The sequence below is a fragment of the Streptomyces sp. NBC_00250 genome (assembly GCF_036192275.1).
Classification (GTDB): domain Bacteria; phylum Actinomycetota; class Actinomycetes; order Streptomycetales; family Streptomycetaceae; genus Streptomyces.
The window spans coordinates 1,777,204-1,803,618 of record NZ_CP108088.1; the positions used below are offsets into that span (position 1 = coordinate 1,777,204).

The 26,415-nt window shown below is 72.0% G+C and carries 25 protein-coding genes and 1 pseudogene; 5 read left to right on the plus strand and 21 right to left on the minus strand.

Going from position 1 to position 26,415, the window contains the following annotated elements; translation table 11 throughout:
* Positions 1 to 16 precede the first annotated feature (16 nt).
* From OG259_RS07960 to OG259_RS08040, 17 genes are all read right to left on the minus strand, one after another.
* Positions 17 to 1,402, minus strand: coding sequence for an aspartate aminotransferase family protein (locus tag OG259_RS07960; protein WP_328941601.1), 1,386 nt, complete (start codon positions 1,400 to 1,402; stop codon positions 17 to 19).
* A 13-nt stretch (positions 1,403 to 1,415) separates the two neighbouring features.
* Complete coding sequence (gene hpnH, locus OG259_RS07965; RefSeq protein WP_030313699.1) at positions 1,416 to 2,438, minus strand: adenosyl-hopene transferase HpnH; 1,023 nt, start codon at positions 2,436 to 2,438, stop codon at positions 1,416 to 1,418.
* Positions 2,439 to 2,445: 7 nt separating this feature from the next.
* The gene (locus OG259_RS07970; RefSeq protein ID WP_328941602.1) at positions 2,446 to 3,117 is read right to left on the minus strand and encodes a phosphorylase family protein; all 672 of its coding nucleotides are present in this window, start codon (positions 3,115 to 3,117) and stop codon (positions 2,446 to 2,448) included.
* Positions 3,117 to 5,126 (minus strand): squalene--hopene cyclase, encoded by a 2,010-nt coding sequence (gene shc / locus OG259_RS07975; RefSeq protein ID WP_328941603.1) that lies wholly within the window; start codon positions 5,124 to 5,126, stop codon positions 3,117 to 3,119. Before shc ends, OG259_RS07970 begins: the two co-directional genes overlap by 1 nt.
* Positions 5,127 to 5,233: 107 nt before the next feature.
* Entirely contained in the window at positions 5,234 to 6,334 is a 1,101-nt protein-coding gene (locus tag OG259_RS07980; protein ID WP_266898883.1) for a polyprenyl synthetase family protein, read from the minus strand.
* Positions 6,331 to 7,731, minus strand: a complete 1,401-nt coding sequence (gene hpnE, locus OG259_RS07985; RefSeq protein WP_328941604.1) for a hydroxysqualene dehydroxylase HpnE — start codon at positions 7,729 to 7,731, stop codon at positions 6,331 to 6,333. The genes OG259_RS07980 and hpnE overlap by 4 nt, the downstream gene beginning before the upstream one ends.
* Entirely contained in the window at positions 7,728 to 7,880 is a 153-nt protein-coding gene (locus OG259_RS07990) for a hypothetical protein (RefSeq protein ID WP_328941605.1), read from the minus strand. The genes hpnE and OG259_RS07990 overlap by 4 nt, the downstream gene beginning before the upstream one ends.
* The gene (gene hpnD / locus OG259_RS07995; protein ID WP_328941606.1) at positions 7,880 to 8,830 is read right to left on the minus strand and encodes a presqualene diphosphate synthase HpnD; all 951 of its coding nucleotides are present in this window, start codon (positions 8,828 to 8,830) and stop codon (positions 7,880 to 7,882) included. Before hpnD ends, OG259_RS07990 begins: the two co-directional genes overlap by 1 nt.
* Complete coding sequence (hpnC, locus tag OG259_RS08000) at positions 8,827 to 9,738, minus strand: squalene synthase HpnC (RefSeq protein WP_328941607.1); 912 nt, start codon at positions 9,736 to 9,738, stop codon at positions 8,827 to 8,829. The genes hpnD and hpnC overlap by 4 nt, the downstream gene beginning before the upstream one ends.
* 311 nt (positions 9,739 to 10,049) lie before the next feature.
* Complete coding sequence (locus OG259_RS08005) at positions 10,050 to 10,697, minus strand: TetR/AcrR family transcriptional regulator (protein ID WP_328941608.1); 648 nt, start codon at positions 10,695 to 10,697, stop codon at positions 10,050 to 10,052.
* 162 nt (positions 10,698 to 10,859) lie between these two features.
* Positions 10,860 to 11,669 (minus strand): ABC transporter ATP-binding protein, encoded by an 810-nt coding sequence (locus OG259_RS08010; RefSeq protein ID WP_328941609.1) that lies wholly within the window; start codon positions 11,667 to 11,669, stop codon positions 10,860 to 10,862.
* On the minus strand, positions 11,662 to 12,591 hold the full coding sequence (locus OG259_RS08015; protein ID WP_328941610.1) for an ABC transporter permease: 930 nt from the start codon (positions 12,589 to 12,591) through the stop codon (positions 11,662 to 11,664). The genes OG259_RS08010 and OG259_RS08015 overlap by 8 nt, the downstream gene beginning before the upstream one ends.
* A gap of 47 nt (positions 12,592 to 12,638) precedes the next feature.
* Positions 12,639 to 13,484, minus strand: coding sequence for a glycosyltransferase family 2 protein (locus OG259_RS08020; RefSeq protein ID WP_328947023.1), 846 nt, complete (start codon positions 13,482 to 13,484; stop codon positions 12,639 to 12,641).
* A 47-nt stretch (positions 13,485 to 13,531) separates the two neighbouring features.
* Entirely contained in the window at positions 13,532 to 14,311 is a 780-nt protein-coding gene (locus tag OG259_RS08025; RefSeq protein ID WP_328941611.1) for a CDP-alcohol phosphatidyltransferase family protein, read from the minus strand.
* Positions 14,289 to 15,350 carry an iron-containing alcohol dehydrogenase family protein gene (locus OG259_RS08030; RefSeq protein WP_266898869.1) on the minus strand — a complete coding sequence of 354 codons (1,062 nt, stop codon included), beginning with the start codon at positions 15,348 to 15,350 and terminating at the stop codon, positions 14,289 to 14,291. Before OG259_RS08030 ends, OG259_RS08025 begins: the two co-directional genes overlap by 23 nt.
* Positions 15,338 to 16,075, minus strand: coding sequence for a phosphocholine cytidylyltransferase family protein (locus OG259_RS08035; protein WP_328941612.1), 738 nt, complete (start codon positions 16,073 to 16,075; stop codon positions 15,338 to 15,340). Before OG259_RS08035 ends, OG259_RS08030 begins: the two co-directional genes overlap by 13 nt.
* Positions 16,072 to 17,862, minus strand: coding sequence for a DUF5941 domain-containing protein (locus OG259_RS08040; protein WP_328947024.1), 1,791 nt, complete (start codon positions 17,860 to 17,862; stop codon positions 16,072 to 16,074). The genes OG259_RS08035 and OG259_RS08040 overlap by 4 nt, the downstream gene beginning before the upstream one ends.
* A gap of 414 nt (positions 17,863 to 18,276) precedes the next feature.
* On the opposite strand from OG259_RS08040, the gene OG259_RS08045 reads away from it, so the two are divergent.
* From OG259_RS08045 to idi, 3 genes are all read left to right on the plus strand, one after another.
* A complete protein-coding gene (locus OG259_RS08045; protein ID WP_328941613.1) occupies positions 18,277 to 19,218 on the plus strand; it encodes a cation diffusion facilitator family transporter in 942 nt (313 codons plus the stop codon).
* Between the two features lie 195 nt (positions 19,219 to 19,413).
* A complete protein-coding gene (locus tag OG259_RS08050; protein ID WP_328941614.1) occupies positions 19,414 to 20,676 on the plus strand; it encodes a bifunctional class I SAM-dependent methyltransferase/N-acetyltransferase in 1,263 nt (420 codons plus the stop codon).
* Positions 20,677 to 20,829: 153 nt separating this feature from the next.
* Entirely contained in the window at positions 20,830 to 21,450 is a 621-nt protein-coding gene (idi, locus tag OG259_RS08055; RefSeq protein ID WP_266898861.1) for an isopentenyl-diphosphate Delta-isomerase, read from the plus strand.
* Here the strand turns inward: idi and OG259_RS08060 are convergent.
* The gene (locus tag OG259_RS08060; protein ID WP_443051932.1) at positions 21,416 to 21,973 is read right to left on the minus strand and encodes an ATP-binding protein; all 558 of its coding nucleotides are present in this window, start codon (positions 21,971 to 21,973) and stop codon (positions 21,416 to 21,418) included. The two genes, idi and OG259_RS08060, sit on opposite strands and share 35 nt — an antisense overlap.
* A 94-nt stretch (positions 21,974 to 22,067) precedes the next feature.
* A pseudogene (locus tag OG259_RS08065) lies at positions 22,068 to 22,677 on the minus strand (HdeD family acid-resistance protein).
* 118 nt (positions 22,678 to 22,795) lie between these two features.
* On the opposite strand from OG259_RS08065, the gene OG259_RS08070 reads away from it, so the two are divergent.
* Positions 22,796 to 23,539, plus strand: coding sequence for an enoyl-CoA hydratase/isomerase family protein (locus OG259_RS08070; protein WP_328941615.1), 744 nt, complete (start codon positions 22,796 to 22,798; stop codon positions 23,537 to 23,539).
* 148 nt (positions 23,540 to 23,687) lie between these two features.
* Here OG259_RS08070 and OG259_RS08075 read toward each other — a convergent pair whose 3' ends face one another.
* Both OG259_RS08075 and OG259_RS08080 read right to left on the minus strand, forming a co-directional pair.
* Positions 23,688 to 24,332, minus strand: coding sequence for a DJ-1/PfpI family protein (locus tag OG259_RS08075; RefSeq protein WP_328941616.1), 645 nt, complete (start codon positions 24,330 to 24,332; stop codon positions 23,688 to 23,690).
* Between the two features lie 11 nt (positions 24,333 to 24,343).
* Entirely contained in the window at positions 24,344 to 25,315 is a 972-nt protein-coding gene (locus tag OG259_RS08080; RefSeq protein ID WP_328941617.1) for a GlxA family transcriptional regulator, read from the minus strand.
* Between the two features lie 134 nt (positions 25,316 to 25,449).
* On the opposite strand from OG259_RS08080, the gene OG259_RS08085 reads away from it, so the two are divergent.
* Positions 25,450 to 26,319, plus strand: a complete 870-nt coding sequence (locus tag OG259_RS08085) for an SCO6745 family protein (RefSeq protein WP_328941618.1) — start codon at positions 25,450 to 25,452, stop codon at positions 26,317 to 26,319.
* Positions 26,320 to 26,415 lie beyond the last annotated feature (96 nt).

Below are 26,415 nucleotides of genomic sequence, written 5' to 3' on the forward strand. Positions count from 1 at the left end.
TTCGGCTCCGGCCCGGTCAGCGCTGCGCGACCGCCTGCTTGACCAGGGTCTTCCCGAAGTCCCACATCAGCCCGCCACCACCGTGGGCCTCGTCCATGACCGCCGTGAAGGCGGTGACGAACCGGTCCACGTCGGCCTCGTCGATGACCAGCGGCGGGATCAGCTTGATCACCTCCAGATGGTCCCCGGAGACCTGGGTGAGGATCCGGTGCCGCTGGAGCAGCGGGACGACGACCATCTGGGCGAAGAGGCCCTTGCGGGCCGCCTGGAGCATCGTCCAGCGCCCGCGCAGCCCCAGCGAGGACGGCCGGCCGAACTCGATCCCGATCATCAGCCCGCGCCCGCGGATCTCGTGGAGCAGCTCGTACCGGGGCACGAGCTCCCTGAGACGCCCGGAGAGCAGGTCGCCGATCCGGCGGGCGTGCGCGACCGTCCCCTCGTCCTCCATGACCGAGAGGACGGCGAGCCCGGCCGCCATGGCCTGCGCGTTGGATCCGAAGCTCGCCGAGTGGACCAGGACCCGGTCCATCGACGAATACACCTTCTTGAAGATCCAGTCCTTGCCGAGGGTGGCGCCGACCGGCACGTAGCCGCCGGAGAGCGCCTTGGCGACACAGACGAGATCCGGTTCGACCCCTTCCTCGTGCTGGTACGCGTAGAAGTCGCCGGTCCTGCCGAGGCCGGTCTGCACCTCGTCGGCGATGAGCAGCGCGCCGTGCCGGTGGAGCAGCTCCTGGGCGGCGCGCAGAAAGCCCGGCGGGGCCGCGTGGACGCCCTTGCCCTGAATGGGTTCGACGACGAAGGCGGCCACGTCGCCCTTGCGCAGCTCCCGCTCCAGGGCGTCGAGGTCGCCGAGCCCGATCGCCGTGTCGGGCAGCAGCGGCGCGAAGCCGTCCCGGAAACCGTTCTCGCCGTTGACGGAGAGGGAGCCGGTGGTGAGCCCGTGGAAGGCGTGGGTGCAGTAGACGACCCTGGGTCGCCCGGTGGCGTACCGGGCGAACTTGAGGGCGGTCTCCACGGCCTCCGTGCCGCTGTTGCCGAAGAAGACCCGGTCGAGGTGCGGGCTGTGGGTGAGCAGCCGCTCGGCGAGGAGTCCGGGCAGCGGCTGGCAGTCGAAGCGGGTGAGGTCGGCGAGCTGGGCGTCCAGCACGTCGTGGAGGGCCTTGCGGACGACGGGGTGGTGCCGTCCGAGGCCCATCACGCCGAAGCCGGCGAGCATGTCGAGGTGGTCGACGCCGTCGGCGTCCCAGAAGTGGGCGCCCTCGGCCCGCTCGTACACCTTGTCGAAGCCGATGGTGTGGAGCATGCGCGGCAGCTGGTGGTTGAGGTAGCGGGCGTGCAGCTCGTACCGCTCGCCGCCGCGCTCGGCGAGCAGCGCCCGCAGGTCGAACTCGCCGCTCATCGCCCCTCCGTCCTCACCCGTTGTTCCCGGAGACGGTCTCCCTGACCGCGCGCAGGGACTCCTTGAGGGAGCCCATGGTGGCGAGGACGGCGGTGGGCTCGTAGCCGCAGTGCGCCATGCAGTTGGCGCAGCGCGGGTCCTTGCCGCGGCCGTACTTGTCCCAGTCGGTGTCCTCGATGAGTTCCCGGTACGTGGGGACGTATCCGTCGCTCATGAGATAGCAGGGTCGCTGCCAGCCGAAGAGCGAGTAGTTCGGAATGGCCCAGGCGGTGCAGGGGAAGTCCGCCTTTCCTTCCAGGAAGTCCAGGAAGAGCGGCGAGTGGTTGAGCCGCCAGCGGCGCCGGTTTCCGCCGGCGAAGGCCTTCTTGAAGAGTTCGCGGGTCTGCTCCACGCCGAGGAAGTGCTCCTGGTCGGGGGCCTTCTCGTACGCGTACGCGGGCGAGATCATCATCTCGTCGACCTGGAGGTCGTCGTTGAGGTAATTGAGCACCTCGATGATGGTCTGCGGGGTGTCGGTGTTGAAGAAGGTCGAATTGGTGGTGACGCGGAAACCGCGGCGCTTGGCCTCCTTGATGGCCGCCACCGCCTCGTCGAACACGCCTTCCTTGGCGACGGATTCGTCGTGCCGCTCACGCAGGCCGTCGATGTGCACGGCGAACGCGAAGTACGGCGAGGGCGTGAAGTTCTCCAGCTTCTTGCGCAGCAGCATCGCGTTGGTGCAGAGGAAGACGTACTTCCTCTTGGCCACCAGCTGGCGCACGATCTCGTCGATCTGAGGGTGCATCAGGGGCTCGCCGCCCGCGATGGACACCATGGGGGCGCCGGATTCCAGGACCGCGCCGACCGCCTGGGCGACCGGCATGCGCTGCTTGAGGACACCTGCCGGGTGCTGGATCTTTCCGCAGCCCTCGCACTTGAGGTTGCAGGCGAACAGCGGCTCGAGCTCGACGATCAGCGGGAACTTCTCACGCTTGCGGAGCTTCTGTTCGAAGAGGTAGGTCCCGACCCGGATGGACTGACGGAGCGGCATGGCCATAACTCGCTCACCTCCTGGGGAGCAGCAAAGAACGGTGCCATTCGAAGAATGCGGGAAGGACGGCACGAAGAACACGGAAGGCCGATATTCCCCCGCGTACCGTGCCGATCCGGACCAGTTCATGTTCTGGAGCGTCCACGACCACTCGGACGGCCGCAACCGGGCGGGCGTCCGGCTCGCCGTCCGGTCCGGTACCGCGGCGAGCGGTGCCGAGCGTCGCCGCGGACTCCATGTCGACGGCGATGGCGCCGGTGGCCCGCAGCGCGGCCCGCTCGGGGCCGCGCACCACATGGTCGGAGCCGGTCAGCGGCCCGGTGTGGACGGCCCGCCCGGGCACGGCCCTGACCAGGGCCTTCACCAGGAGCTCGGTCCCGGTGCAGGAGATCGTGCCGTCGGGACCGCGGGTCTCGTCGGCGACGATCAGGTCCCCCGGGTGCATGCCGGGGGCGAGTCCGGCGCAGAAGCCGGAGGCGATGACGGCGGCGTCCCGCCATCCGTGCTCGCCGAGGGCCCGGGAGACGGCCCGGCGGGCCTTGTCCGGCCCCATGCCCGTACGGAGCACGGTGACGGGCCCGGGGGCGCCGGCGCGGTCCCCCGTGCGCAGGGCGAGCTGCTCGATGCCGAGGGCGCAGGCGATCAGCAGCGGCGGTGGGGCGCAGGGGCCCGGCTCGCGCCCCATCAGCGGGCCTTGCCGGGCGAGGGCTCCCCGTACAGGTAGCGTCCGAGCGCCGTGAGCGGGAAGACCTGACGGTAGAGGTGGTAGTTGATCGAGAAGTCCCAGGGGAAGCCGGTGCCCGTGAAGTACGGCTCGTCCCAGGAGCCGTCCTCGCGCTGGGTCTCGGCCAGCCAGGCGACGCCCCGCCGGACGGGTTCGGAGTCCCGCTCGCCGGCCGCGAGGAGCGCGATCAGCGCCCAGCCGGTCTGGGAGGCGGTGGAGGCGCCGCGCCCGATCCACGCCTCGTCGTGGTACGAGCGGAGGTCCTCGCCCCAGCCGCCGTCCTCGTTCTGGACGGACCCGAGCCAGCGGACCGCCCGGCGGATCGCCGGATGGGAGACGGGCAGCCCGGCCGCGGTGAGCGCGGGGAGCACGGACCCCGTGCCGTACACGTGGTTGACGCCCCAGCGGCCGAACCAGGCGCCGTTCGGCTCCTGTTCGGCGAGCAGCCAGTCGATTCCCCTGCGGGTACGGGGATCCTGGGCCAGTCCCTCGAAGGCGAGCATCTCCACCACATGGGCGGTGACGTCGACGGAGGGCGGGTCGATCACCTCGCCGAAGTCGCAGAACGGCAGCTTGTTGGGGAGGGCACTGGTGTTGTCGGCGTCGAAGGCGCCCCAGGCGCCGCCCTTGGACTGCATGCCGAGCGTCCACCGCGCGCCCCGGACGACGGCCGCCTCCAGCCGGGCGGGGTCGGGGTGCCTGACCCTGCGGAGGGCGAGGAGGACCTCGGCGGTGTCGTCGATGTCGGGGTAGTTGTCGTTGTGGAACTCGAACGCCCAGCCTCCCGGGGGCAGTCCGGGCCGCCGTACGGCCCAGTCCCCGGTCCGGGTGATCTCCTCGTCGAGCATCCAGTCGACGGCCTTCACCAGGGCCGGGTGGTCGGGTTCGAGCCCCGCGTCGGCGAGCGCGATGGTGGCGAGACAGGTGTCCCAGACGGGCGACTGGCACGCCTCGATCATCCGCGAGCCGTCCTCGCGCCACACGGCGAACCGGTCGAGCGATTCGAGTCCGGCCCGCATGACGGGGTGCTGGAGGTCGTAGCCGAGGAGGTGGAGGGCGATGACCGAGTAGACGGCGGGGGGCTGGATGCCGCCCCAGCAGCCGTCGTTCTCCTGGCGCTCGATGATCCAGCGCGCGGCCTGGTTCATCGCCGTCCTGCGCAGGGCTCGCGGCGCCACCCGGCGGTAGCCGTGCAGCACCTTGTCGAGGCGCTGGAAGAGCCCGTCCCAGCCGGTGGCCGGGGCGAGCGGCCGGGGCGGGTTGGGCAGGGCCGGGTCGGTGTGCAGCTCGTCGAGCGGGAAGGGCGCGGGGCGGACCGGGCGCTTCGCGGAGACCACGGTGAGCGGCACGATGGTCTGCCGGGCCCAGCAGCCGAAGTCGTAGATGTTGAGCGGGAACCACTTGGGCAGGAAGATCAGCTCAGGGGGCAGCTCGGGCAGGTCCTCCCAGCGCCACCAGCCGAAGAGGGAGAGCCAGATCCGGGTGAAGACCCGGGCGGCGGCGATCCCGCCCCCGGCGCGGACCCAGGCGGCGGCGCGGGCCATGTGCGGGGCCTCGGGCAGGTCTCCGGCGAGGCGCAGGGCGACATAGGCCTCGATGGTGGCGGAGAGCTCGCCGGGTCCGCCGTAGAAGGTGGCCCAGGCGCCGTCCTCGCGTTGCTGCCGGCGGATGTGGAGGGCCGCGGCGCGGGTGGTGTCGGCGTCGAGGATGCCCAGGAACTGGCGGAGGAGGAGGTCCTCGGCGTCCATGGTGACGTTGGTCTCCAGGTCGCCCTTCCACCAGCCCTCCGGGTCCTGTCGGGCGAGGAGGTGCCCGACGGCCCGTTCCGCCGCCCGCGCGGCGGCCCCGTCGAGGCCGGGCGCGGCGGTCCCGCCGAGCCCCGACGCGGACGCGTCGGTGTCGTTCGTGTTGCTGGCCGCGGCTGCCCGGGGGCCCACGGCCCCGGCGCTTCCGTCGGTCGTCGCTGTCATGGCTTCCCCTTTGCGCAGTCGGTTACTTCTGCTTCTACGGGTCTGCCGTCGGCCGGCGCCGGGTGGCACCGGCCGGCGACCGCGAACTCATATCAGGGTGATGGTGATCATCTCTTCCGTACGACCACGAAGTCGGCCAGCGCGGTGAGCTGCGCCCGCACGCGGGCGGGCATGTCCACCTCGTCCAGGGCCTCGATCGCGATCGCGTGCTGACGGCGGGCCTCCTGGGAGGTCCACTCGCGTCCTCCGGCCTCCTCGATGAGGGCCGCGCGGGTGGCGAACTCCTCCTCGGAGAAGGTGTCGAAGTCGTTGGACTTGGCGTCCGCGGCGAGCAGTTCGCCGAGCCGCTCGGAGGCCTCGCCGCCGGCGGCGAGGGCGGCGACGACCGGCAGGGACTTCTTGCGCTGGCGCAGGTCGCTCCAGGTCTGCTTGCCGGTGGCCTCCGGGTCTCCCCAGATGCCGAGCAGGTCGTCGACGGCCTGGAAGGCGAGCCCGAGGTGGTACCCGTACTCCTCCAGCTTGTCGGCGGTGCGGTCGTCGGCACCGCCGAGGACCGCACCGATGGAGACGGCGCAGGCGAGCAGGGCGCCGGTCTTGTTGCCCTCCATCTCCAGGCACTCCTCGACGGTGACCCGCTCGCGGTGCTCGTAGGAGATGTCCTGCGCCTGCCCGTCGATGAGCTTGCGGCTGGCGGTGGTGAGCCTGCGGGTCGCCCGGCCGGCCTCCACCGTGCCGAGCTCCAGCAGGATCTCGTTGGCCAGGGCGAACAGGGCGTCGCCGACCAGGATGGCCTGCGCGGGGCCGTGCACCTTCCACACGGTGTCGCGGTGGCGGCGCTGCTCGTCCCCGTCCATCAGGTCGTCGTGCAGCAGCGAGAAGTTGTGGACGAGCTCCACGGCGACGGCGCCGGGGACCCCGACCTCGGGGGCGACGCCCGCGGCCTCGGCCGACAGCAGGGCGAGCGCGGGGCGGACGGCCTTGCCGCTGTCCCCCTCCGTGGGGTTGCCCTGCGCGTCGATCCAGCCGAAGTGGTAGGCGGCCACGGTGTCCATGGGCGGCGCGAGGCGGTCGACGGCCGCCCGCAGTACGGGGGTGGACAGGGTCCGCCCCCGCTCCAGCAGTGCGGACACGTCCGCGGTGTCGACGGCCGGATTACCCGGCGGCACAGTCGGCACGGTCTCTCCTCTTGTTCCGGTACTCACACTCATGCCGCCTCCTGCAGCGGATGGTCATGGCGGCGGCCGAGGGCGGAGAGCGCTGCGCCCGCGGCGCTGAAACCACTGCGGACGGCACCCTCCATGGTCGCGGGCCAGCCGGTGGCGGTCCAGGCCCCGGCCAGATAGATCCCCGGTGCCTGGGTGCGGGCGCCGGGGCGGAGCCGGCCGACGCCCGGGGTGGGGGCGAACGTGGCCGTCCGCTCCCTGGTGACGAAGAAGTCGCGGATCCCGGCGCCGCGGGCGGCGGGCAGCAGCCGCTCCAGCTCGGGGAGGTACTTGGCGCGCAGGGCGGCGACGGGTTCGTCGATCTCGTCCTGGGCGGCGGACTGGGAGACGGCCAGGTACTGGCCGCCGCCGGTGAGCCCGGAGGAGTCGGTGCGGTCGAAGACCCACTGGACCGGGGAGCCGAGGGCGGTGAAGAAGGGCCGCTTCAGCACCTTGCGGTCGTAGACCACGTGCAGGTTGAGGATGGGCGCGGTGGCGATGTCGAGGAGCCGGTCGGGGTCGTCGAGGGCGCCCTCGGGCAGCAGGCCGTGCGTCTCCTCCTGCGGGACGGCGAGGACGACGGCGTCGGCCGTGATCGTCTCGCCGGGTACGTCGACGGCCCAACGTCCGTCGTCGGTACGGGAGATCCGCTCGGCCTTGGTACGGAGGGCGGTGCGCACCCCGAGGGCGTCGAGTTCCTTGGCGGCCCGGGTGTCGTGGAGTTCGCCGAGCGGGACGTGGGCCCAGCCGATGTCGGCGGCGCCGGGCTCGGAGAGGAGGCCGGTCTTGAAGACCATCGCGGCGAGGCCCATGGAGGCCTGCGGTGCGGGGGCGTTGAGGGTGGGGATGCCGACGAGGTCCCAGAGGGCGTCGACGGTCCGCGGGGACTGGCCGTGCCTGCCGAGCCACGTCCCGAAGTCGATGCCGTCGAGGGCCGGGTCGGCGGGGTCGAGCTTCTTCAGGGCGAGCGCGGCCCGGCCGACGGAGGCCCGCTCGGCGAGGGAGAGGTGCGGGTACGTGGCGAGGCTGCGCGCCAGGTGCAGCGGTACGGGGAGGTTGTCGCGGCGGATCCGGCCGAGCCGGGGGCCGCGGGGGTGCCCGACGTCGAGGACGGGAACGTCGAGGCGGTCCTGGAGCGGGGCGAGCCGGGCGGCGTCGACCCGGTCGAGGAACCAGCGGTAGGCGGTGCAGCAGCGCAGGTAGACGTGCTGGCCGTTGTCGACGGTGAGGTCGCCCCGGCGGAAGGAGAAGGCGAGGCCGCCGAGCCGGGGCCGGCCTTCGAGGAGGGTGACGCCGACGCCGGCGTCGGCGAGCTGGAGCGCGGCGGTGATCCCGGCGAGCCCGCCGCCGATGACGACGGCGTGGGGCTGCCGGGTGTGCTCCCCGGTTCCTTCCTGGGTCACGCGGCCTCCGTTCGGGTCGTCGCGGGCAGCGCCGGCGCGGGCCGGCTCGCCATGGTCGGGGTCGGGAGCGCGGCGGCCGGAGCCGCCGACGGCAGGGACGCCGGTACGGTGCCCGAGGTTGCCCGGCGGGCGGGGGCGTACGGGCTCATCAGGCACGCCCCCTGACGGCGCGCCGGGCGATGTGGCGGGTGTCGAGGCCGGAGAGGCCGCGCACCGCGACGTACGCCTTCTCCCGGCCCGGCAGCGAGACGCGGCCGCGCAGCACGGCCTCGGGGTCGCGTTCGATCCGGTCGAGGAGGCGGCGGTAGATGCCCGCCATGGCGGCGACGCAGGCGCCGCTGCGCCGGTCGAGCATGGGCAGCAGCCGGTAGCCCTCGGCGAACAGGGCGCGGGCGCGCCGCACTTCGAAGTGGACGAGCCCGGCGAAGTCGGCACCGGCGGGCGGGGTCTCGCTGCCGAAGCCCTCGCCGCAGCCGAACTTCGCGAGGTCGTCGGCGGGCAGATAGGTCCGCCCGTTCGCGGCGTCCTCGCGTACGTCCCTGAGGATGTTGGTGAGTTGGAGCGCGAGGCCCAGGGTGTCGGCGTACTCGGGGGCGCGGTCGGCGCCCGGGGCGCCGGGCTGGGTGCCGAAGACGCCCAGGGAGAGCCGGCCGATCGCGCCGGCGACGCAGCGGCAGTAGACCTTGAGGTCGTCCCAGGTCTCGTAGGTCGCGCCGTGGACGTCCATGAGGACGCCGTCGATGAGTTCGTCGAGGCCGTCGAGCGGGATCGGGAAGCGGCGGGCCGAGTCGGCGAGGGCGACGGCGACCGGGTCCGTGTCGTCCTCGTCGATCCCGCCGGAGCGGATCCGGTCGAGCAGGGCGCGGGTGGCCTCCAGGCGCTCCCGCTTGGCCTCGGGCGCGAGGGTGCCGTCGCCGATGTCGTCGACGCGCCGGGAGAACGCGTACAGCGCGGACATCGCCTGGCGCTTCTCGGTCGGCAGCAGTCGGATTCCGTAGGCGAAGTTCCGTGCCTGCTGTCCGGTGACCGCCTCGCAGTAGCTGTAGGCGGCCTGGACCGGTGCGGACGGCTGGGGCTGTGCCTCCACGGTCGCGCTCACCCCTCTCTCCGCGCCCGGAGCAGAACCGCTCCCGCTTGGCGCATCAGGCTCGGCTTGGTGGACTTCGGTGGTCCGGTCAGTACGTCGTATCCGGCGTCGGTGATCGCGTCGAGTGCCGCGTGTCCGCCACCGGTGAAGCCCGCCAGGAGCAGCCGGAGCCGGCCGTGGACGCTGCCGACGAGCGGGGCGCCCGCGTGGAGCAGGTCGCGGGCCCGCTCGGCCTCGAAGGCGATCAGGGCGCGGACGGAGGCGCCGGCGGTGGGCCGGGCGAGGTCGCTCTCGGTGACGTGGAACCGCTTGAGGTCCTCGGCGGGAAGGTAGATCCGGTCGTTGCCGAGGTCCTCGGCGACGTCCTGGAGGTGCTCGACGATCTGGAGGGCGGTGCAGATCTCGTCGGAGCGCCGGATCCGCTCGGGGGTGTCGGTGCCGGTGATCCCGAGGACGAGCCGGCCGACGGGGTTGGCGGAGAGCTCGCAGTACGCGAGGAGGTCGTCGTACGTCTCGTAGCGGCTGACCTGCTGGTCCTGGCGGTTGGCGGCGATCAGGCCCAGGAAGGGCTCGGGGGTGAGCCCGCACCGCAGCACGGTCGGCCGGAGGGCCTGGAGGAGCGGGTGGCGGGGGGTCCCGTCGAAGACGCGGCGGAGGTCAGCCTCGAAGGCGTCGAGGAAGGCGAGCCGGTCCCGCGCCGTCTCGGGGTCGAGCCCGAGGTGGCGGGCGTCGGCGCCGCCGGGGGCGAGGTCGCCGTCTCCGATGTCGTCGACGAGGCGGGCGAAGCCGTAGACGGCCATCAGGTCGTCGCGCCAGGCCCGGGGCAGGAAGAAGGGGGCCACGGGGAAGTTCTCGTCCGCGGCCTTGCCGAGGGTGGCGCGCGAGGAGGCGTCGGTGCGCGCCTGCCGGGTTTCCGTCACAGGTCACTGCCCGACGGAGGGACGGCGAGACCCTCGTGGAGCTGGAGATTCTGCGTCATGGCCGTCACGTCTCCCGTTCTACACTGCCGAGTCAATCCATCCTATTTCGGACACGCCGCCGACCCCTGCCCGTAGAGCCGCCGCCGGAGGCCCGATGGCCGTGGGGTATCGCCCTACTTGCCGCGAAACAGACCGGTCCAGCTTACGTTGTACGACGGCCGTCGCCATTCCGGGGTGCCGGGCACCCCGGACCTCACTCGTACGGGTCGTCAACCCTCCTGCACCGCAAGGAAGTTCGGCTCCACAGGAGCTCAGAGAGCACGCGTTCCGGAGACGACCATGGCGAGGGTGGTCTCGACGACGGCGTTCCTTCGCTGCGCGGGAAGGCGCCGAAGAGGCCCGTCGAGCAACAGGAGTGACAGTCCGTGTACGGCCGACCACGCCGCGGCACCGGCGGAGGGTCGGACGGCCGGGCGCGCGGTGCCGACGCGGGCGAGGGCCTCAAGGGCTTCCCGGAGCAGGGTGAACGCGCGGATCTCGGGCTCGGGCGCCTGCCGCCCCGGCATCGGCGCGTCCGCCTCCGCCGGGCGGGGCACGCAGAAGGCGGCCCGGTAGAGGCCGGGCTGGTCGACGGCGAAGCCGACGTACCCCCGGCAGAGGGCGGCGAGCCGGCGCTCCGCCGCGAGGGCCGGGTCGTCGGCGCCGGGCTCGCGGCCCGCGGCCCGCTCCATGGCGTCGGCGAGCACGCACTGGGCGTGGCTCCTGACGGTACGGAGGAGTTCGCCCCGGCCGTCGAAGTGCCGGTAGGCGGCAGTGGGCGAGACGCCGACCCGGCGGGCCGCCTCGCGCAGGACGACCCGTTCGGGGCCGCCCTCGGTGGCCAGGTCGACGGCGGCACAGATCAGCGCGTTGCGCAGATCGCCGTGGTGGTAGGTCTTTCCCCCCGAGATCGCTGGCATGGGCTCATCCTGCCCGATGTTGCCAGCATGAACATTCCAGGTGGGGGCGCGACGCGCGGAAAGAAGGGGGCGGTGCGCAGCACCGTCGAGCAGGGTGGTGGTGGGCAACGAAACCGCCCCCACCGGAATCGGCGGGGGCGGCACGAGGTGACGGGGCGGAGATCAGCGGGCGGTCTCCCGCTCGTACGCCTTGAGGACCTCGTCCGTGGGGCCGTCCATCAGGAGCTGCCCCTTCTCCAGCCAGAGCACCCGGTCGCAGGTGTCCCGGATGGACTTGTTGCTGTGGCTCACCAGGAAGACCGTGCCGGCCTCCTTGCGGAGCTCGCGGATGCGCTCCTCGGAGCGGATCTGGAACTTGCGGTCACCGGTCGCCAGCGCCTCGTCGATGAGGAGGACGTCGTGGTTCTTGGCGGCCGCGATGGCGAAGCGGAGCCGGGCGCCCATGCCGGAGGAGTACGTGCGCATGGGCAGGCTGATGAAGTCGCCCTTCTCGTTGATCCCGGAGAAGTCGACGATGCCCTCGTAGCGCTCGCGGACCTCCTCGCGGCTCATGCCCATGGCGAGGCCGCCCAGGATCACGTTGCGCTCACCGGTGAGGTCGTTCATGAGGGCCGCGTTGACGCCCAGGAGCGAGGGCTGGCCGTCCGTGTAGACCTTGCCGCTCTCGGTGGGGAGCAGCCCGGCGACGGCGCGCAGCAGCGTGGACTTGCCGGAGCCGTTGGAGCCGATGAGGCCGATGGCCTCGCCGCGGTAGGCGGTGAAGGTGACGCCGCGGACCGCGTGGACCTTGCGGACGCCCCGGTTGACCTCGGCCTTGCCGCGGCCGACGATCCGGCTGAGCGCCGCGGTGGCGCTGCCCTTGCCGCCGCCACCGGTGTTGACCCGGTAGACGATGTGGACGTCGTCGCAGATGACGGTGGGAACCTCGGACCGGTTCGTGTTCGCGTTCGTGTTCACGTTCGTGTCAGCCACGGCCGTACTTCTCCTCGGCCTTCCAGAAGTAGACGAAGCCGCCGATGCCGAAGACCAGGGCCCAGGCGAGCGCGGTCATCCAGACGTGCGCGGGCAGGTTCTCGGAGCCGTAGCCGTCGATGAGGGCGAAGCGGATGAGGTCCATGTAGATGGCCGCCGGGTTGTACATGAGGATGTCGGCGATCCACGCGGGCTTGTCGGCCAGCATCGTGCGGAGCGAGAACATCACGCCGGACGCGTACATCCAGGTGCGCATCACGAACGGCATCAGCTGGGCCAGGTCGGGGGTCTTGGAGCCCATCCTGGCCATGATCATGGCCAGTCCGACGTTGAACACGAACTGGAGGAACAGTCCCGGGATCACCAGCAGCCACCGGAGGGAGGGGTAGCTGCCGAACGAGACCACGATCGCCACGAGCACGATCATCGAGTACAGCAACTGCTGGAGCTGCTGGAGCGAGAAGGAGACCGGCAGCGAGGCCCGGGGGAAGTGCAGGGCCCGGACCAGGCCCAGGTTCCCGGAGATCGCCCGGACGCCGGCCATGACCGAGCTCTGGGTGAAGGTGAACACGAAGATGCCGGTGACAAGGAACGGGATGTAGACGTCCTTGCTCATTCCCTGACTCGCGCCCAGGATGAGCCCGAAGATCAGGTAGTAGACCAGGGCGTTCAGCAGCGGGGTCGCCACCTGCCACACCTGGCCGAGCTTGGCCTGGCTGTACTGGGCGGTCAGCTTCGCCGAGGAGAAGGCCATGATGAAGTGGCGCCGGCTCCACAGGTCACGGACGTACTCGAACAGTCCGGGCCTGGCGCCGCTGACCGAGAGGCCGTACTTGGCGGCCAGCGCAGCCGGCGTCAGGCCCTGGTCGACGGACGGGGGCGCGCTCGTCGCGACCGCCCCGCCCTGCTGTGTGTCACTCACAAGTCGAAACTTTCGTGTTCAATGCGCGGCACGTCGGTACCACGATGTCAGACGACCGGGGGGCGACCCAGCCGGGTCAGCCGCCACACCGTACGCCACCTCATGGGGCGGCGCGGTCCGCAGGGGGTCTTCCAGCCTTCGCGGAATCCGCCGAACCATGCCTTCAGGGCGGAGAGCGAGGGCCGACGGGCCAGGGTGAGCAGGAGCCAGACGCCGAGATACACCGGCACCAGGGGCGCGGGCAGATTGCGGCGTGCCAGCCAGACTCGGTTGCGGGCCACGTTGAAGTGGTACGAGGCGTGCCGGGAGGGCGCTGTGGTGGGGTGCAACAGCACCATGTCCGAACGGTAGTCGATCATCCAGTCGGCGTCGAGCGCGCGCCAGGCGAGGTCGGTCTCCTCGTGCGCGTAGAAGAACTCGCCCGGCAGATCGCCCACTTCGGCGAAGACCTTGGTGCGGACGGCGTTGGCGCCGCCGAGGAAGGTCGTCACCCGGGAGGAGCGCATCGGGTCGGAGGCGCGGAGCCTCGGGACGTGCCGACGCTGGGTGATCCCAGTCTCCGGATCGGCGATCCGGAAGGTGATGATGCCGAGCCGCGGGTCGGCCGTGAAGGCCTGCCGGACCAGTTCGGCGGTGTCCGTGTGGGCGAGCAGCCCGTCGTCGTCGAGGAAGAGCAGGACGTCGACGTCGGTGCCGCCGGGGCCGAAGGCCTCGATGCCGACGTTCCGGCCGGCGGGGATGCCGACGTTCTCCGGCAGATCGACGGTCCGCACCCAGTCGGGCACCCCGGTGACCGGGGTGCCCTGTCCGACGACGACGACCTCGATCCGGTCGCCCTCCTGCTTGGCGACCGAGTCGATGAGCGCGAGCAGGTCGTCGGGGCGGTTGCCCATCGTGATGACGACGGCTCCCACCTTGAGCGGCGTACTGACGGCCGGCCTCACTTCAGCCTGCTGGAGACCATGATCGACACCAGGTGCAGCACGGTCTGGAGCAGCGCGATGCCGGCGAGGACCGCGACACCGAGACGGGTGAAGAAGAGATCGCCCCTGATCTGGTCCGCGATCGCCAGGACGACGATCAGCAGCGAGGCCTCGATGCCGAGGACGAGCCGGTGGAACTTCAGCGCCCCGGCCGCCCTGCGGGCCAGCGCCATGCCCGAGGAGCGCGGCTCGGAGGCCGACTCCTTGACCGGCGGCAGACCGCCCTGGTGCCGGGCGACACCGACGAGGTCGGTCTCGGCCTTGATCAGGATGGCGCCGAGTGCGGCGAGCGTGCCGAGGAAGGCCCACAGCCAGTCGATCCGGCCGGAGCCCCACAGGTCGGCCGCGCGCAGGCCGAAGCCGACGAGCACGGCCGCGTCGCACAGGTAGGCGCCGACCCGGTCGAGATACACACCGGCCAGGGAGAACTGCTTCTTCCAGCGGGCCACCTCGCCGTCGACGCAGTCGAGCAGCAGGTAGAGCTGGACCATGAGCGCGCCGAGCAGCGCCCCGGGGATCCCGGGCACCAGCAGGGCCGGTGCCGCGAGGACGCCCGCGAGCGTCATGACGTACGTGAGCTGGTTCGGCGTGATCTTCGTGCCGACGAGCTGCCGGGTGATCCTGAGCGAGATCTCCCGCATGTACAGGCGGCCGCCCCAGTGCTCCCCGCTGCGCCGGTCCTTCACACCCGGGGGGTGAACGACCGGGCGGAGCTCAGCTACCGATGGCTTTGGCATAGTCGGCGTACGCGTCCCTGATCTGGTCGTCGGACAGGTCGAGGTGTTCGAGGATGGTGAAGCGGCCCGGCCGGGTCTGCGGGGCGAAGGACACCGCCTGGACGAACTCGTCCACGCTGAAGCCCATCTCCTCCGGCGTGACGGGAAGTCCGTGCCGGCGGAGCGTCTCGACCATCTGGCCCGACCCGTCGTGGGCGCCGCGCAGATGCATGGCGAAGGCCGCTCCGAGACCGCACTGCTCGCCGTGGCTGGCGGCGCGGGTCGGGAAGAGCAGGTCGAAGGCGTGGCTGATCTCGTGGCAGGCGCCCGAGGAGGGGCGGCTGTCCCCGCTGATCGACATCGCGATGCCGGACATCACCAGGCCCTCGGAGAGGGTGACGAGGAAGTCGTCGTCGCCGACGCCGCCGGGGTGGCGGAGCACGGCCTCTCCGGCGCTGCGGGCCATGGCGGCCGCGAGACCGTCGACGGGCTCGCCGGTCACCTGGTGGGAGAGCTCCCAGTCGGCGATGGCGGAGAGGTTGGAGATCGCGTCGCCGATGCCGGACCGCACGAAGCGGACCGGCGCGTCCCTGATCACGTCCAGGTCGATGACCAGCGCGATCGGGGTGGGCACACCGTACGAACCCCGGCCGTTGTCGTTGTCCAGGGTCGAGATCGGGGAGCAGATCCCGTCGTGCGAGAGATTGGTGGCGATGGCCACCAGCGGCAGCCCGACCCGGGCCGCCGCGTACTTCGTCACGTCGATGATCTTGCCGCCGCCGAGGGCGACCACGGCGTCGTACCGCTTGCCGCGCATGGCGTCGGCGAGCTTCACGGCCTCGTCGATGGTGCCGCCGGAGACCGGGTACCAGTCGGCGCCGGGCAGCTCGGGCGCGAAGTGGTCACGCAGCTTCAGGCCCGAGCCGCTGCTGATCGCGACGGCGATCTTGCCGTTGCTGGAGATCCGCTGGTCCGCGAGGAGCGCGGACAGGTCGTCCAGCGCTCCCCTGCGGATGTCGACGACGACCGGTGAGGGGATCAGTCGGGTCAGTACTGGCACGCGATCTCACGGCCCTTCGCGAGGTCGTCGTGGTTGTCGATCTCGACCCACTTGACGTCACCGATGGGCTCGACGTCGACGGTGAAGCCGCGGTTGACGAGCTCCTGGTAGCCGTCCTCGTAGTACAGGTCGGGGTCGCGCTCGAAGGTGGCCTTGAGGGCGTCGGCGAGCTCCTCGGCGGCCTCGGCCTCGATGAGGGTGACACCGATGTACTCGCCGGTGGCGGTGGCCGGGTCCATCAGCTTGGTGATGCGCTGGACGCCCTTGCCCTCGGCGGTGATGACCTTCATCTCCTCGTCGGCGAGGTTCTTCACCGTGTCGAGGGCGAGGATGATCTTCTTGCCGTCGCCGCGGGCGGCGAGCAGGGTCTTCTCGACGGAGACCGGGTGGACGGTGTCGCCGTTGGCGAGGATCACACCGCGCTTGAGGACCTCACGGGCGCACCACAGGGAGTAGGCGTTGTTCCACTCCTCGGCCTTGTCGTTGTCGACGAGGGTGATCTTGAGGCCGTACTTGGCCTCCAGGGCGTCCTTGCGGTCGTAGACGGCCTCCTTGCGGTAGCCGACGACGATCGCGACCTCGGTGAGGCCGATCTCGGCGAAGTTCTTCAGCGTCCCGTCGAGAATCGTGGTCTCGCCGTCGACCGGCACGAGGGCCTTCGGAAGGGTGTCGGTGTAGGGGCGCAGACGCCGTCCGGCACCGGCTGCGAGTACGAGGCCGATCATGCTGTTTCTCCTTCGTCGTGAACTGCGGGTGCTCCGGAGGAGACCCAGAAGCGAACGGACTCCACGAGCACCACGAGTGCGACGGCCACCGCGAGAGCGGTCAGGGCCAGGGTGAAGTCGTCGCCGCGGTCCGCCAGCAGGGCGGCGAGGACGGTCACCAGGAGCGTGCGCCCCTCGTGTCCGCCGGTGACGCGCACCAGCCAGGCCGGCGGCGCGCCGGTGCCTCCGCGAATGCGGTACACCGTGTCGTAGTGATGGTAGGCGACGGCCGCGACCAGCCCGAACGCCGCCGGGAGGGCCTGCGGGGAGTCGGAGCGGGCGGCCAGCACGAGGACGGTGGTGTACTCGGCGGCGCGGAAGAGCGGCGGCAGCAGCCAGTCGAGGGGGCCCTTGAGGGGGCGGGCGACGGCCGCGCCGGAGAACACCACGTAGAGGGCGGCCGCGACGATCGTCTGCTGGGACCCGAAGGGGCGGCCGAGGACCGCCGCGAGCAGCGCGCCCGTGGCGATCACCGCGAGGACCAGCGGGGGAAGCATGAGGATTCCGGTGCGGCCGAGGATCCGGCCCGCGATCCCGGCGAGCGGGCCGGAGTCCGCGAGGTCCGCCAGGGCCTGCGCGGCCCGGTCGGTGCGCTTCGCCTTGCGGGTCAGGGAGCGCAGGACGCGCCCGGCCGTGGTGTAGCAGGCGCCGAAGGCGCAGCCGATGATCAGCGCCCAGAAGACGATCCGGGGGTTGGTGACGGCGGTGAGCACGGCGATCATCGCCCAGCGCTCGCCGATCGGCAGGATGATCATGCGGCGGGCCCAGACGGTCCAGCCGAGGCTGTCGAGCCGGTCGGAGAGGGCCGCGGTGGGGCTGGTGTTGGCCGTGGCGTCGTGGTTGGCCTCGTTGAACGAGAAGTCCACGACGTGCCGGCAGGTCATGAGGATCATCGCGCCGAGGGCGAGCGCCCAGACGTCGTCGCCGTTGCGGGCCGCGCCGAGGGCGAGGCCCGCGTAGAAGGCGTACTCCTTCGCGCGGTCGAAGGTGGCGTCGAGCCAGGCGCCCATCGTCGAGTACTTCAGCGCGTACCGGGCGAGCTGCCCGTCGGTGCAGTCGAGGACGAAGGAGACCAGGAGCAGGACGCCGGCGGCGATGTAACCGCCGCGCTCGCCGGTCGCCGCGCAGCCGGCCGCGATCAGCGCGGTGAGCAGCGAGGCGGTGGTGACCTGGTTGGGGGTCAGGCCGCGGCGCGCGCACCAGCGGGCGATGTAGCGCGAGTACGGGCTGATGAAGAAGGTGGTGAAGAAGCCGTCGTGGGCCTTCACGGCGGAGCGGAGGCGTACGGCCTCGTCGTCGACGGCGTCCACGGCGGCGCGGGCCTCGTGGCGGGCCTCGGCGTCGGTGGGCACGGTGGCGACGAGCGTGCCGAGCTGGGGCCGGTGCACGGCGACGCCGTCGGCGTCGAGGGCGTCGGCGAGCGTGCCGGTGAGGTCGTCGGTGCCGGAGGGGTCGGCGCCGGTCAGGGCGCGGGCGAGCGCGGGGCGGGCCCCGTTCTGCACGGTGAGCGCGCCGGGTGCGGCGGCCGCGGGGAACCGGGGGTCGGTGAGGGCGAGGCGCAGGGCGTGCACATGGCCGACGAACCGGGGGTCGACGAGTGCGACGCGCTCGCCCGCCGGGACGGCGGCCAGCAGGACGCCCGTCTCATCGGCGCCGGAGGCTGCCTTGACGTCGAAGCCGAGCGACCGCAGATCTCCGTCGAGCGAGGATCCGGGTGCCGGCGGGCCGGTGAGGATGGCGGTCGACAGACGAACTCACTCCTTGGAGCTGACGGAGGGGCCGGCGGGACCCTGGCGGCCCCGGGCGCGGCGGTGCGGCCCGGCACGGGGCGGCGACACGTCGGCTGAGGCTATCGGATGAAACAGAGCATGAGTTCACCGAGGCTTCGCGGGCCGGACTCCCCCGGGCCCACCCGCGTCCTCACGGGTGCGCCCGATCCGATGGAGATCATCATGGGCGATCGGTGGCCCGCCTCACGGACGACGGTCGGATCCGTTCGCGAGGGCTCCGGGCGGCACCTTCCCGCCACGGCCGGTCCTGAATACATCGCCGCAGGTCAGAGCATATGACAACGGTGTTCAGTACCGTGTTGCACATACCCCCCACCCGTAGTTCACTTGCGAGTCGGGGCACGTGCGAACAGACGATCTGGAGGCCATGTCATGGGGGCTGGACACGACCACGGGCACAGTCACGGCGGACCGGCGCCGACGGGGACGGCCGGGGCCGCGTACAAGAACCGGTTGCGCATCGCGCTCGGCATCACGCTCTCCGTGATGGTGATCGAAATCATCGGCGGCGTGCTCTCCGACTCGCTCGCGCTGATCGCCGACGCGGCGCACATGGCGACCGACGCGGTGGGCCTCGCGATGGCGCTGCTCGCGATCCACTTCGCCAACCGGCCCCCCTCGGGGAACCGCACCTTCGGGTTCGCCCGGGCCGAGATCCTGGCGGCGCTCGCCAACTGTCTGCTGCTCCTCGTCGTCGGCGGCTACGTGCTGTACGAGGCGATCCAGCGGTTCTTCGAGCCGGCCGAGACCAAGGGCGGTCTGACGATCGCGGTCGCGGCGATCGGCCTGGTCGCCAACGTGATCTCGCTGTCGCTGCTCATGCGGGGCCAGAAGGACAGCCTCAACGTGCGCGGCGCGTACCTGGAGGTGCTCGCGGACGCCCTGGGCTCGGTCACCGTGATCGTCGCGGCCGGCATCATCCTGGTGACGGGCTGGCAGTACGCGGACCCGATCGCCTCCATCCTGATCGGCCTGATGATCGTCCCCCGTACGGTCAAGCTGCTGCGCGAGACGCTGGACGTCCTTCTGGAGGCGGCCCCCAAGGGCGTCGACATGATGGAGGTACGGGCCCACATCCTGGCCCTGCCGGGCGTCGAGGACGTCCACGACCTGCACGCCTGGACGATCACCTCGGGGATGCCGGTGCTCTCGGCGCACGTGGTCGTGGACCAGGGGGCGCTGGACTCGGTCGGGCACGAGAAGATGCTCCACTCCCTCCAGGGATGCCTGGGCTCGCACTTCGACGTGGAGCACTGCACCTTCCAGCTGGAGCCGGTCGGGCACGCGGAGCACGAGGCGAAGCTCTGCCTGTGAGAACCGCCCCCTGCTAGTCTTTTCGTACGAACGCGTGGAGAGAGGAGCTGAGGTTGATGACCGTCGCGATGGAGGCTGCCCCCAGCGGCAGCACCCGGTCCTTCCTCAGCTTCCGGGTCTCCGGCTGACCTGATCCCGGTTTCCACCGGTCCGTCACGTCGTCGGCCGGGGCCCTCTCACAAAGGGTTTCCCACGTTGTCCGACAACGCTCTGCACGACTCCTTCTTCGCCCTGCACCACGGTCTTCCGCGGCAGGGCCCCGGCTCCGACGCCACCACGCGTCGGCTCCTCGCGCTCTCCGGGAAGCTGCCCGAGCGTCCGCGCGTGCTCGACCTGGGCTGCGGCCCCGGCCGTTCCGCGCTGCTCCTGGCAGCCGAGGCGGGTGCCGAGGTGACCGGCGTCGACACCCACGAGCCGTTCCTCGCGGAGCTGCGGCGGTCCGCCGCCGCCCGCGGGCTCGACGGCTCGATCCGCACCCTCCGCGCCGACATGGGCGCACTGCCGTTCCCCGACGGCTCCTTCGACCTGATCTGGGCCGAGAGCTCGGTCTTCGTCCTCGGCTTCGACCGGGCGCTCGCCGAGTGGCGCAGGCTGCTCGCGCCGGGAGGCACCCTGGTGCTGACCGAGTGCGTCTGGACCACCCAGGAGCCGGGCCCGGTGGCCCGCGCCTTCTGGGAGGAGCACTACACGCTCCGCACCGTCGCCGGGAACGCGGCGGCGGCGGTCGGGGCCGGCTACCAGGTCCTGGGGACCGTCCCGCAGCCCGAGAGCGACTGGGACGAGTACTACGGTCCGCTCGCCGCGCACGCCGACGCGGCGGACACCACCGTGCCCGGCATGGCCGAGGCGGTGGCGGGGGCCCGCGCCGAGATCACGCTGCGGCGCGAGCACGGCTCCGACTACGGGTACGCGGGATTCGTCCTGCGGCCCGCCGATCAGCGCTGGCGCACCCGTCCGGAGACCGCCGAGGACGCCTCGGCGATCTGGCGGGTCGTGGCCACCGCCTTCGGGTCGGAGGCCGACGTCTCGGAGACGGAGGCCGATCTGGTCGACGCGCTCCGGCGGGACCCCGATGCCTGGCTCCCGGGCCTGTCGTACGTGGCCGAGGCCCCGGACGGCTCGATCGCGGCGCACGCCCTGATCACCCGCTGCCGGGTCGGTGACGCCCCCGCGGCGGCACTCGCCCCGGTCTCGGTGGCGCCCGCGTACCAGCGGACGGGGGCCGGGCAGGCCGTCGTCCGGGCGGTGCTCGACGCGGCACGGCTGCGGGGTGAGCCGCTCGTGCTCGTCCTGGGCCATCCGGAGTACTACCCGAGGTTCGGGTTCGTACGTGCGTCTGAGTATGGAATCAAGCCAGGTTTCGAGGCCCCTGACGAGGCGATGATGGCGCTCGTCCTGGACGGGACCGTCCCCGTTCCGCCGGGCACGCTCGTCTATCCGGCGGCTTTCGGGGTCTAGTCGCCCCGAAACCGCCCTTCCGCTCCCGCCGCGCCGGTTGTACTCCGGTGTGGTGGGAGCGGCCACGTCCGGCCTCCGAAGTACGGACAAGCCGCTTTTGTACGGCAGACTGAGGTGGCCCCACCGGGGCGAGGACCGAAGCGAAGGATGGGTATGCCGACCACACCAGCCACCGCGGCTCAGATCTCGCCGGAGATCATGTCGAACGGTGTCCAGCCGTCCGGAGCCCCGGCGCCGATCATGCTCGAACTGGTCGACGAGGACGGGACGACCATCGGTACGGCGGAGAAGCTCGCCGCCCACCAGGCGCCCGGCCTGCTGCACCGCGCCTTCTCCGTCTTCCTCTTCGACGAGTCGGGCCGGCTGCTGCTCCAGCGCCGTGCGCTCGGCAAGTACCACTCCCCCGGTGTCTGGTCGAACACCTGCTGCGGCCACCCCTACCCGGGCGAGGCGCCGTTCGCCGCCGCCGCCCGGCGGACCTTCGAGGAGCTCGGCGTCTCGCCCACGCTCCTCGCGGAGGCGGGCACCGTCCGCTACAACCACCCGGACCCGGCCTCCGGCCTGGTGGAGCAGGAGTTCAACCACCTGTTCGTCGGCCTGGTGCAGGCCGAGCCCCGGCCGGACCCGGAGGAGATCGAGGACACCGTCTTCGTCACCGCCGCCGAGCTGGCCGAGCGCCATGCCGCCGCGCCCTTCTCCGCCTGGTTCATGACGGTGCTCGACGCGGCGCGTCCGGCCGTCAGGGAACTGACGGGTCCGTCCGGGGGCTGGTGACCACCGGCTGGTGAAGGGCGGCTCCCGGCCCCGGTGCCATCGGGGCCAGGGGCAGCGCCGCCCAGATGATCTTGCCGCCGCTCGCGGTGTGTTCGACGTCGCACGCGCCGCCGGCCTCCTGCGCGATCTCGCGGACCAGGAGCAGCCCGCGGCCGCCGGTCTGCCCGTAGTCCGCCTCCAGGGCCTTGGGGCGGTACGGGTGGTTGTCCTCGACGGACACCCGGATCCACTCGGGCCCGATGGCCACCTCCACCGCTATCTCCGGGGACAGCAGCGCCGCGTGCCGCACGGCGTTGGTCACCAGCTCGGAGACGATCAGCAGCAGGCCGTCCATGATCTCCTCATGGAGGGGGACGCCCTGGCGGACCAGCAGGTCGCGTACGGCGTGCCGGGCCTGCGGGACGGAGACGTCGACCGCGGCAGCGGTGAAGCGCCAGACTCCTTCGTAGGACGGTTGCCGGGCGGGGCCACCCCCGTGGTTCTCCACGGTACGGTTCCCACCCTCGTGCTCGATTCTCGCCACGGATCGAGTCTTGGCAATGCGCGCGGGTGGACCGGCCTACTGACCAGAAGTCGACACTTATCGGCCGCTTTCCGATCGGGTGAGTATGCCGATGTCAGTTGTTCGACTGATCGGGTGCGCTTTCTGACGGCTCCGGGGGCGGGCCGGCCACCGGTGCCGGCGTCACCATACTGACGATCCGTCGCCCGCCCACTCCGATCGCGATCAGACCGAGGCCGTCGAAGAGCAGCGCGACGAGAAGAAGACCCCGAGAACGTACCGGCTGCTGTCCGGCCAGTCGAACAGGACGAGCAGACCGAGCAACAGGCCGAAGGCCCCCTGGAGCAGCGTCCAGCCGAACTGTGGCCCCCGCACCACCACGCTGCCGACCAGCCGGAAGAGACCGCCGGTCAGGAACAGCAGGGCGGCGAACATCGTCAGCGCCTCCGCCGAACCGTGGGGGTGACGGATCACGACCACACCGCGGCGATGTTCAGGGCGGCCACCACCACGGCGAGCCAGAAGTAGTCGGTGCCCCGCGACTGGATCGCCTGGAGCAGCCCCACGACCCCGCCGATCAGCAGCAGCCAGCCGAAGAGCAGCATCGAGGTCAGGGTGGCGAGGCCCGTGTAGACCAGGCCGACGAGCCCTCCGAGGACGAGCAGGACGCCGAGCACGGCCAGCCAGCTGAAGCTCCGGTTGAGCCGCTTCCCCTCGCGCGCCATGTCCCGGACCGGATCCGGCTCCCCGTGCGTCTCGTGGGCGTCCTCGGCCATGCCGTGCCTCCTCGGCGCAGACCCCTTCCTGATCGTACGTTCGGGTACGGCGGATAGCATCCGGCCCATGGAGCCGCAGCTGAAGGACAGCGTCACGGACGGGATCGCCACCGTCGTCATCGCCAACCCCGCCAAGCGCAACGCGATGAGCGCCGGCATGTGGCGCGCGCTGCCGGACGTACTGGACCGGCTCGCCGCCGACCCCGCCGTCCGGGTCCTTGTCCTGACGGGCGAGGGCGACACCTTCTGCGCCGGGGCCGACATCTCGGCGCTCCGGGGGCCCGGGGACGAGCAGCAGACGCTGGCGGTACGGGCCGAGGAGGCGCTCGCCGCCTTCCCCCGGCCGACCCTGGCGGCCGTCCGGGGCTTCTGCGTCGGGGGCGGCAGTCAGCTCGCCGCCGCCTGCGATCTGCGGTTCGCCGAGGAGGGCGCCCGCTTCGGGATCACCCCGTCGAAGCTCGGCATCGTCTACCCGTCCTCCTCGACCCGGCGGCTCGCCGCCCTGGTGGGCCCTTCGACCGCCAAGTACCTCCTGTTCTCCGGTGAGTTGATCGACGCCGAGCGGGCTCTGCGGACCGGGTTCGTGGACGAGCTGCACCCGGTGGGCGAGCTGGACAAGCGGGTCGCCGAGTTCGCCCGGGTCCTCGCCTCGCGCTCGCTGCTGACCCAGTCGGCGGCCAAGGAGTTCGCCGACGGGCGGCTGGACCGGGACGACCACTGGGCGGAGCAGGCACGCGGCAGCGGCGACACCGCGGAGGGTGTCGCCGCCTTCCTGGAGCGCCGGGCGCCCCGTTTCACGTACGGGAGCTGAGGTCCGGATCCACGTACGGGAATCGAGGCCGGGATCCACGTACGGAACCCGAGGCCCGGATCCACGTACAGAAGCCGAGGCCCGGATCCACGTACAGAAGCCGAGGCCCGGATCCACGTACGGGAGCCGAGGCCCGGACGGCCGTCGCTCAGCGACCCTGGGGGAGGTCCTCCGCCTTCACGCCCCGCCACCGCGCGACGATCTCGGCCGGGGCCTTCTCCGGCGAACCCGCGTCGTACGGCGGCTGAGGGTCGTACTCGGTGAGGAGCTGGATGGTCTGGGCCGTCTCGTCCCCGGCGATCCGGCCGATCAGGTGCAGCGCCATGTCGATGCCGGAGGAGACGCCGGCGGCGGTGACGTACTTGCCGTCGAAGACGACCCGCTCGCCGGTGGGCTCGACGCCCAGCGCCCTGAGCTCCTCGAAGGCGAGCCAGTGGGTGGTGGCGCGGCGGCCGTCGAGGACGCCGGCGGCGGCCAGGAGCAGGGAGCCGGTGCAGACGGAGGTCGTCCAGGTGCTGGTCTCGTCGGCGGTACGGAGCCAGGCCTGGATCTCCGGGTCGCCCATGGCCGCGCGGGAGTCGGGTCCGCCGGGGACGAGCACGATGTCAGGGCGCGGGACGTCGGCGAGGGTCTTGTCGGCGACGAGGGCGAGGCTGCCCTGGTCGTTGCGGACGGGTCCGGTCTCCTTCGCCACGAAGACGGTCTCGGCCCCGGGGATGCGGGCGAGGAGCTCGTACGGGCCGACGGCGTCGAGCGTGGTGAAGCCCTGGTAGAGCAGGACGGCGATCTGCATGCTGCTGCCTTTCAGTTGACGGGTGAGTGGAAGCGGCGGCGGTAGTCGGCGGGCGGGGTGCCGAGGGCCTTGGTGAAGGCGCGGCGCATCGCCTCGGGGGTGCCGTAGCCCGAGGCGCGGGCGACCTCCTCGACCCCGCGGGAGGTCTCCTCCAGGAGACGGCGGGCGTGTTCGAGGCGTACCCGGTCGACGTAGCGCCCGGGGGTGGCGCCCGTCTCGGCCTGGAAGGCACGGGCGAAGTGGCGGGGCGAGAGCCGGGCGCGGGCGGCGAGGGCCTCCACCGAGAGGTCGCCGTCGGGGTGCTCGGCGATCCACTGCTGGAGGTCGCGCAGCGGCTCCCGGCGGGCGGTCTGGGCGGCGAGCTGGACGCTGAACTGGGCCTGGTTGCCGGGGCGGCGCAGAAAGACGACCAGGTGACGGGCGACGGTGAGGGCGACGTCCCGGCCGAGGTCCTCCTCGACCAGGGCGAGGGCGAGGTCGATGCCGGCGGTGACCCCCGCGGAGGTGGAGAGCCGTCCGTCCCGGACGAAGATGGGGTCCGGGTCCACCTCGACCTCGGGGTAGCAGCGGGCCATGTGGTCGCAGGCCACCCAGTGGGTGGTCGCCCGGTGCCCGTCGAGCAGGCCCGCCTCGGCGAGGAGCAGGGCTCCCGTGCAGACGGAGACCAGACGCCCGGCGGCCGGGGCGTGGGTGCGCAGCCAGTCGATCAAGGCCGGATCGGGCTCCCGGGTGCCCTCGCCGCCGGGGACGACGAGGGTGTGCGGGGCGCCGTCGGCGACCGCCTCGTCGAGGGTGGTGTCGGGGAGCAGACGCAGTCCGCTGTGGGTGCGGACGGGTCCGCCGTCCAGGGAGGCGGTGCGGATCGCATAGGTGTCCGGATGGCCGGCGGCGCGGCCGGCACCGGCGAACACCTCGTAGGGGCCGGTGACGTCGAGGCTCTGCACGCCGTCGAAGAGGACGACGAGAACGGGTCGCTGCGTCATGCCTCCATCCTGGGAGGAGCCCGGGACGGCCGCAATGACGCCGATCCCACCTTTCCTGCCATGGGTCCGCGCACCCGCGGACGAAGCGGCTCCGACTGTTCCCGTCGTACCGACCAGTCGGTAACGTTCGGGTCATGACGACGACTGCTCTGCCGCCGCGCGCGGGACGCCGCTGCCACAACGCCCTCAACCCGATGCACTCCACGCTGTACTTCTCGCCCGACCTGGACCGCGAGTTCGGCGCCCTCGGGTTCACCGACCAGACCGCGATGCGGCTCGCCGCGCGCAGCGCCGCCCTCGGCGCCGCCGGCGCGGGCACGGTCGCCGCGACCTTCTACAACTACAACCACGAGCTGCTCGCCCGGCACCTCCCGGCGGTCTGGGAGACCGCCTCCCCCACCGACGTCCTGGACGCCCGGCTGCGCACGGTCGACGCGACCCTGCGCCGGCTGCTCGGCGAGGAGACCGTCGCCTCGCCGGAGATGGCGGAGGCGGCGGGGCTCGCCCTGCGTGCCACCGAGGCCTGCACCCGGCACGCCCGGCCGCTGTACTCGGCCAACGCGGACCTGCCGGTGCCCGAGGAGCCCCACCTCGCCTACTGGCATGCCGCCACCCTGCTGCGCGAGCACCGGGGCGACGGGCACCTCGCTGCCCTGCTGTCCGCCGGGCTCGACCCCGTCGAGGCCCTCGTGTCCCACACCGCCACCGGCAAGGGCATGGCCCCGCGCTGGGCGCTCGGCTCCCGGGGCTGGCGGCGCGCCGACTGGGACGCCGCGGCGGAGCGGCTGCGCGGTCGCGGGCTGCTCGACGCCGAGGGCGAGCTGACCGAGGCGGGTACGGCCCTGCGTGCCGAACTGGAGGAGCACACCGACCGGCTCGACGAGGCCCCGTACGAGCACCTCGGCGCGGCCGGGGTCGAGCGGCTCACCGAGCTGGGGCGCGGCTTCCTGGTCACGGCGGCCGGTGCGGGCGCCTTCCCCGCGGACCTCGTCGGCAAGTACTGACCAAGGGCGCGGGGAGGTCCGCCGCGCACGTCCGGGGCGGGCCCGTGCGCGCCGGGGACGCGCGCGGGACGGGTCGGTTACCGCGTACGGGTGACC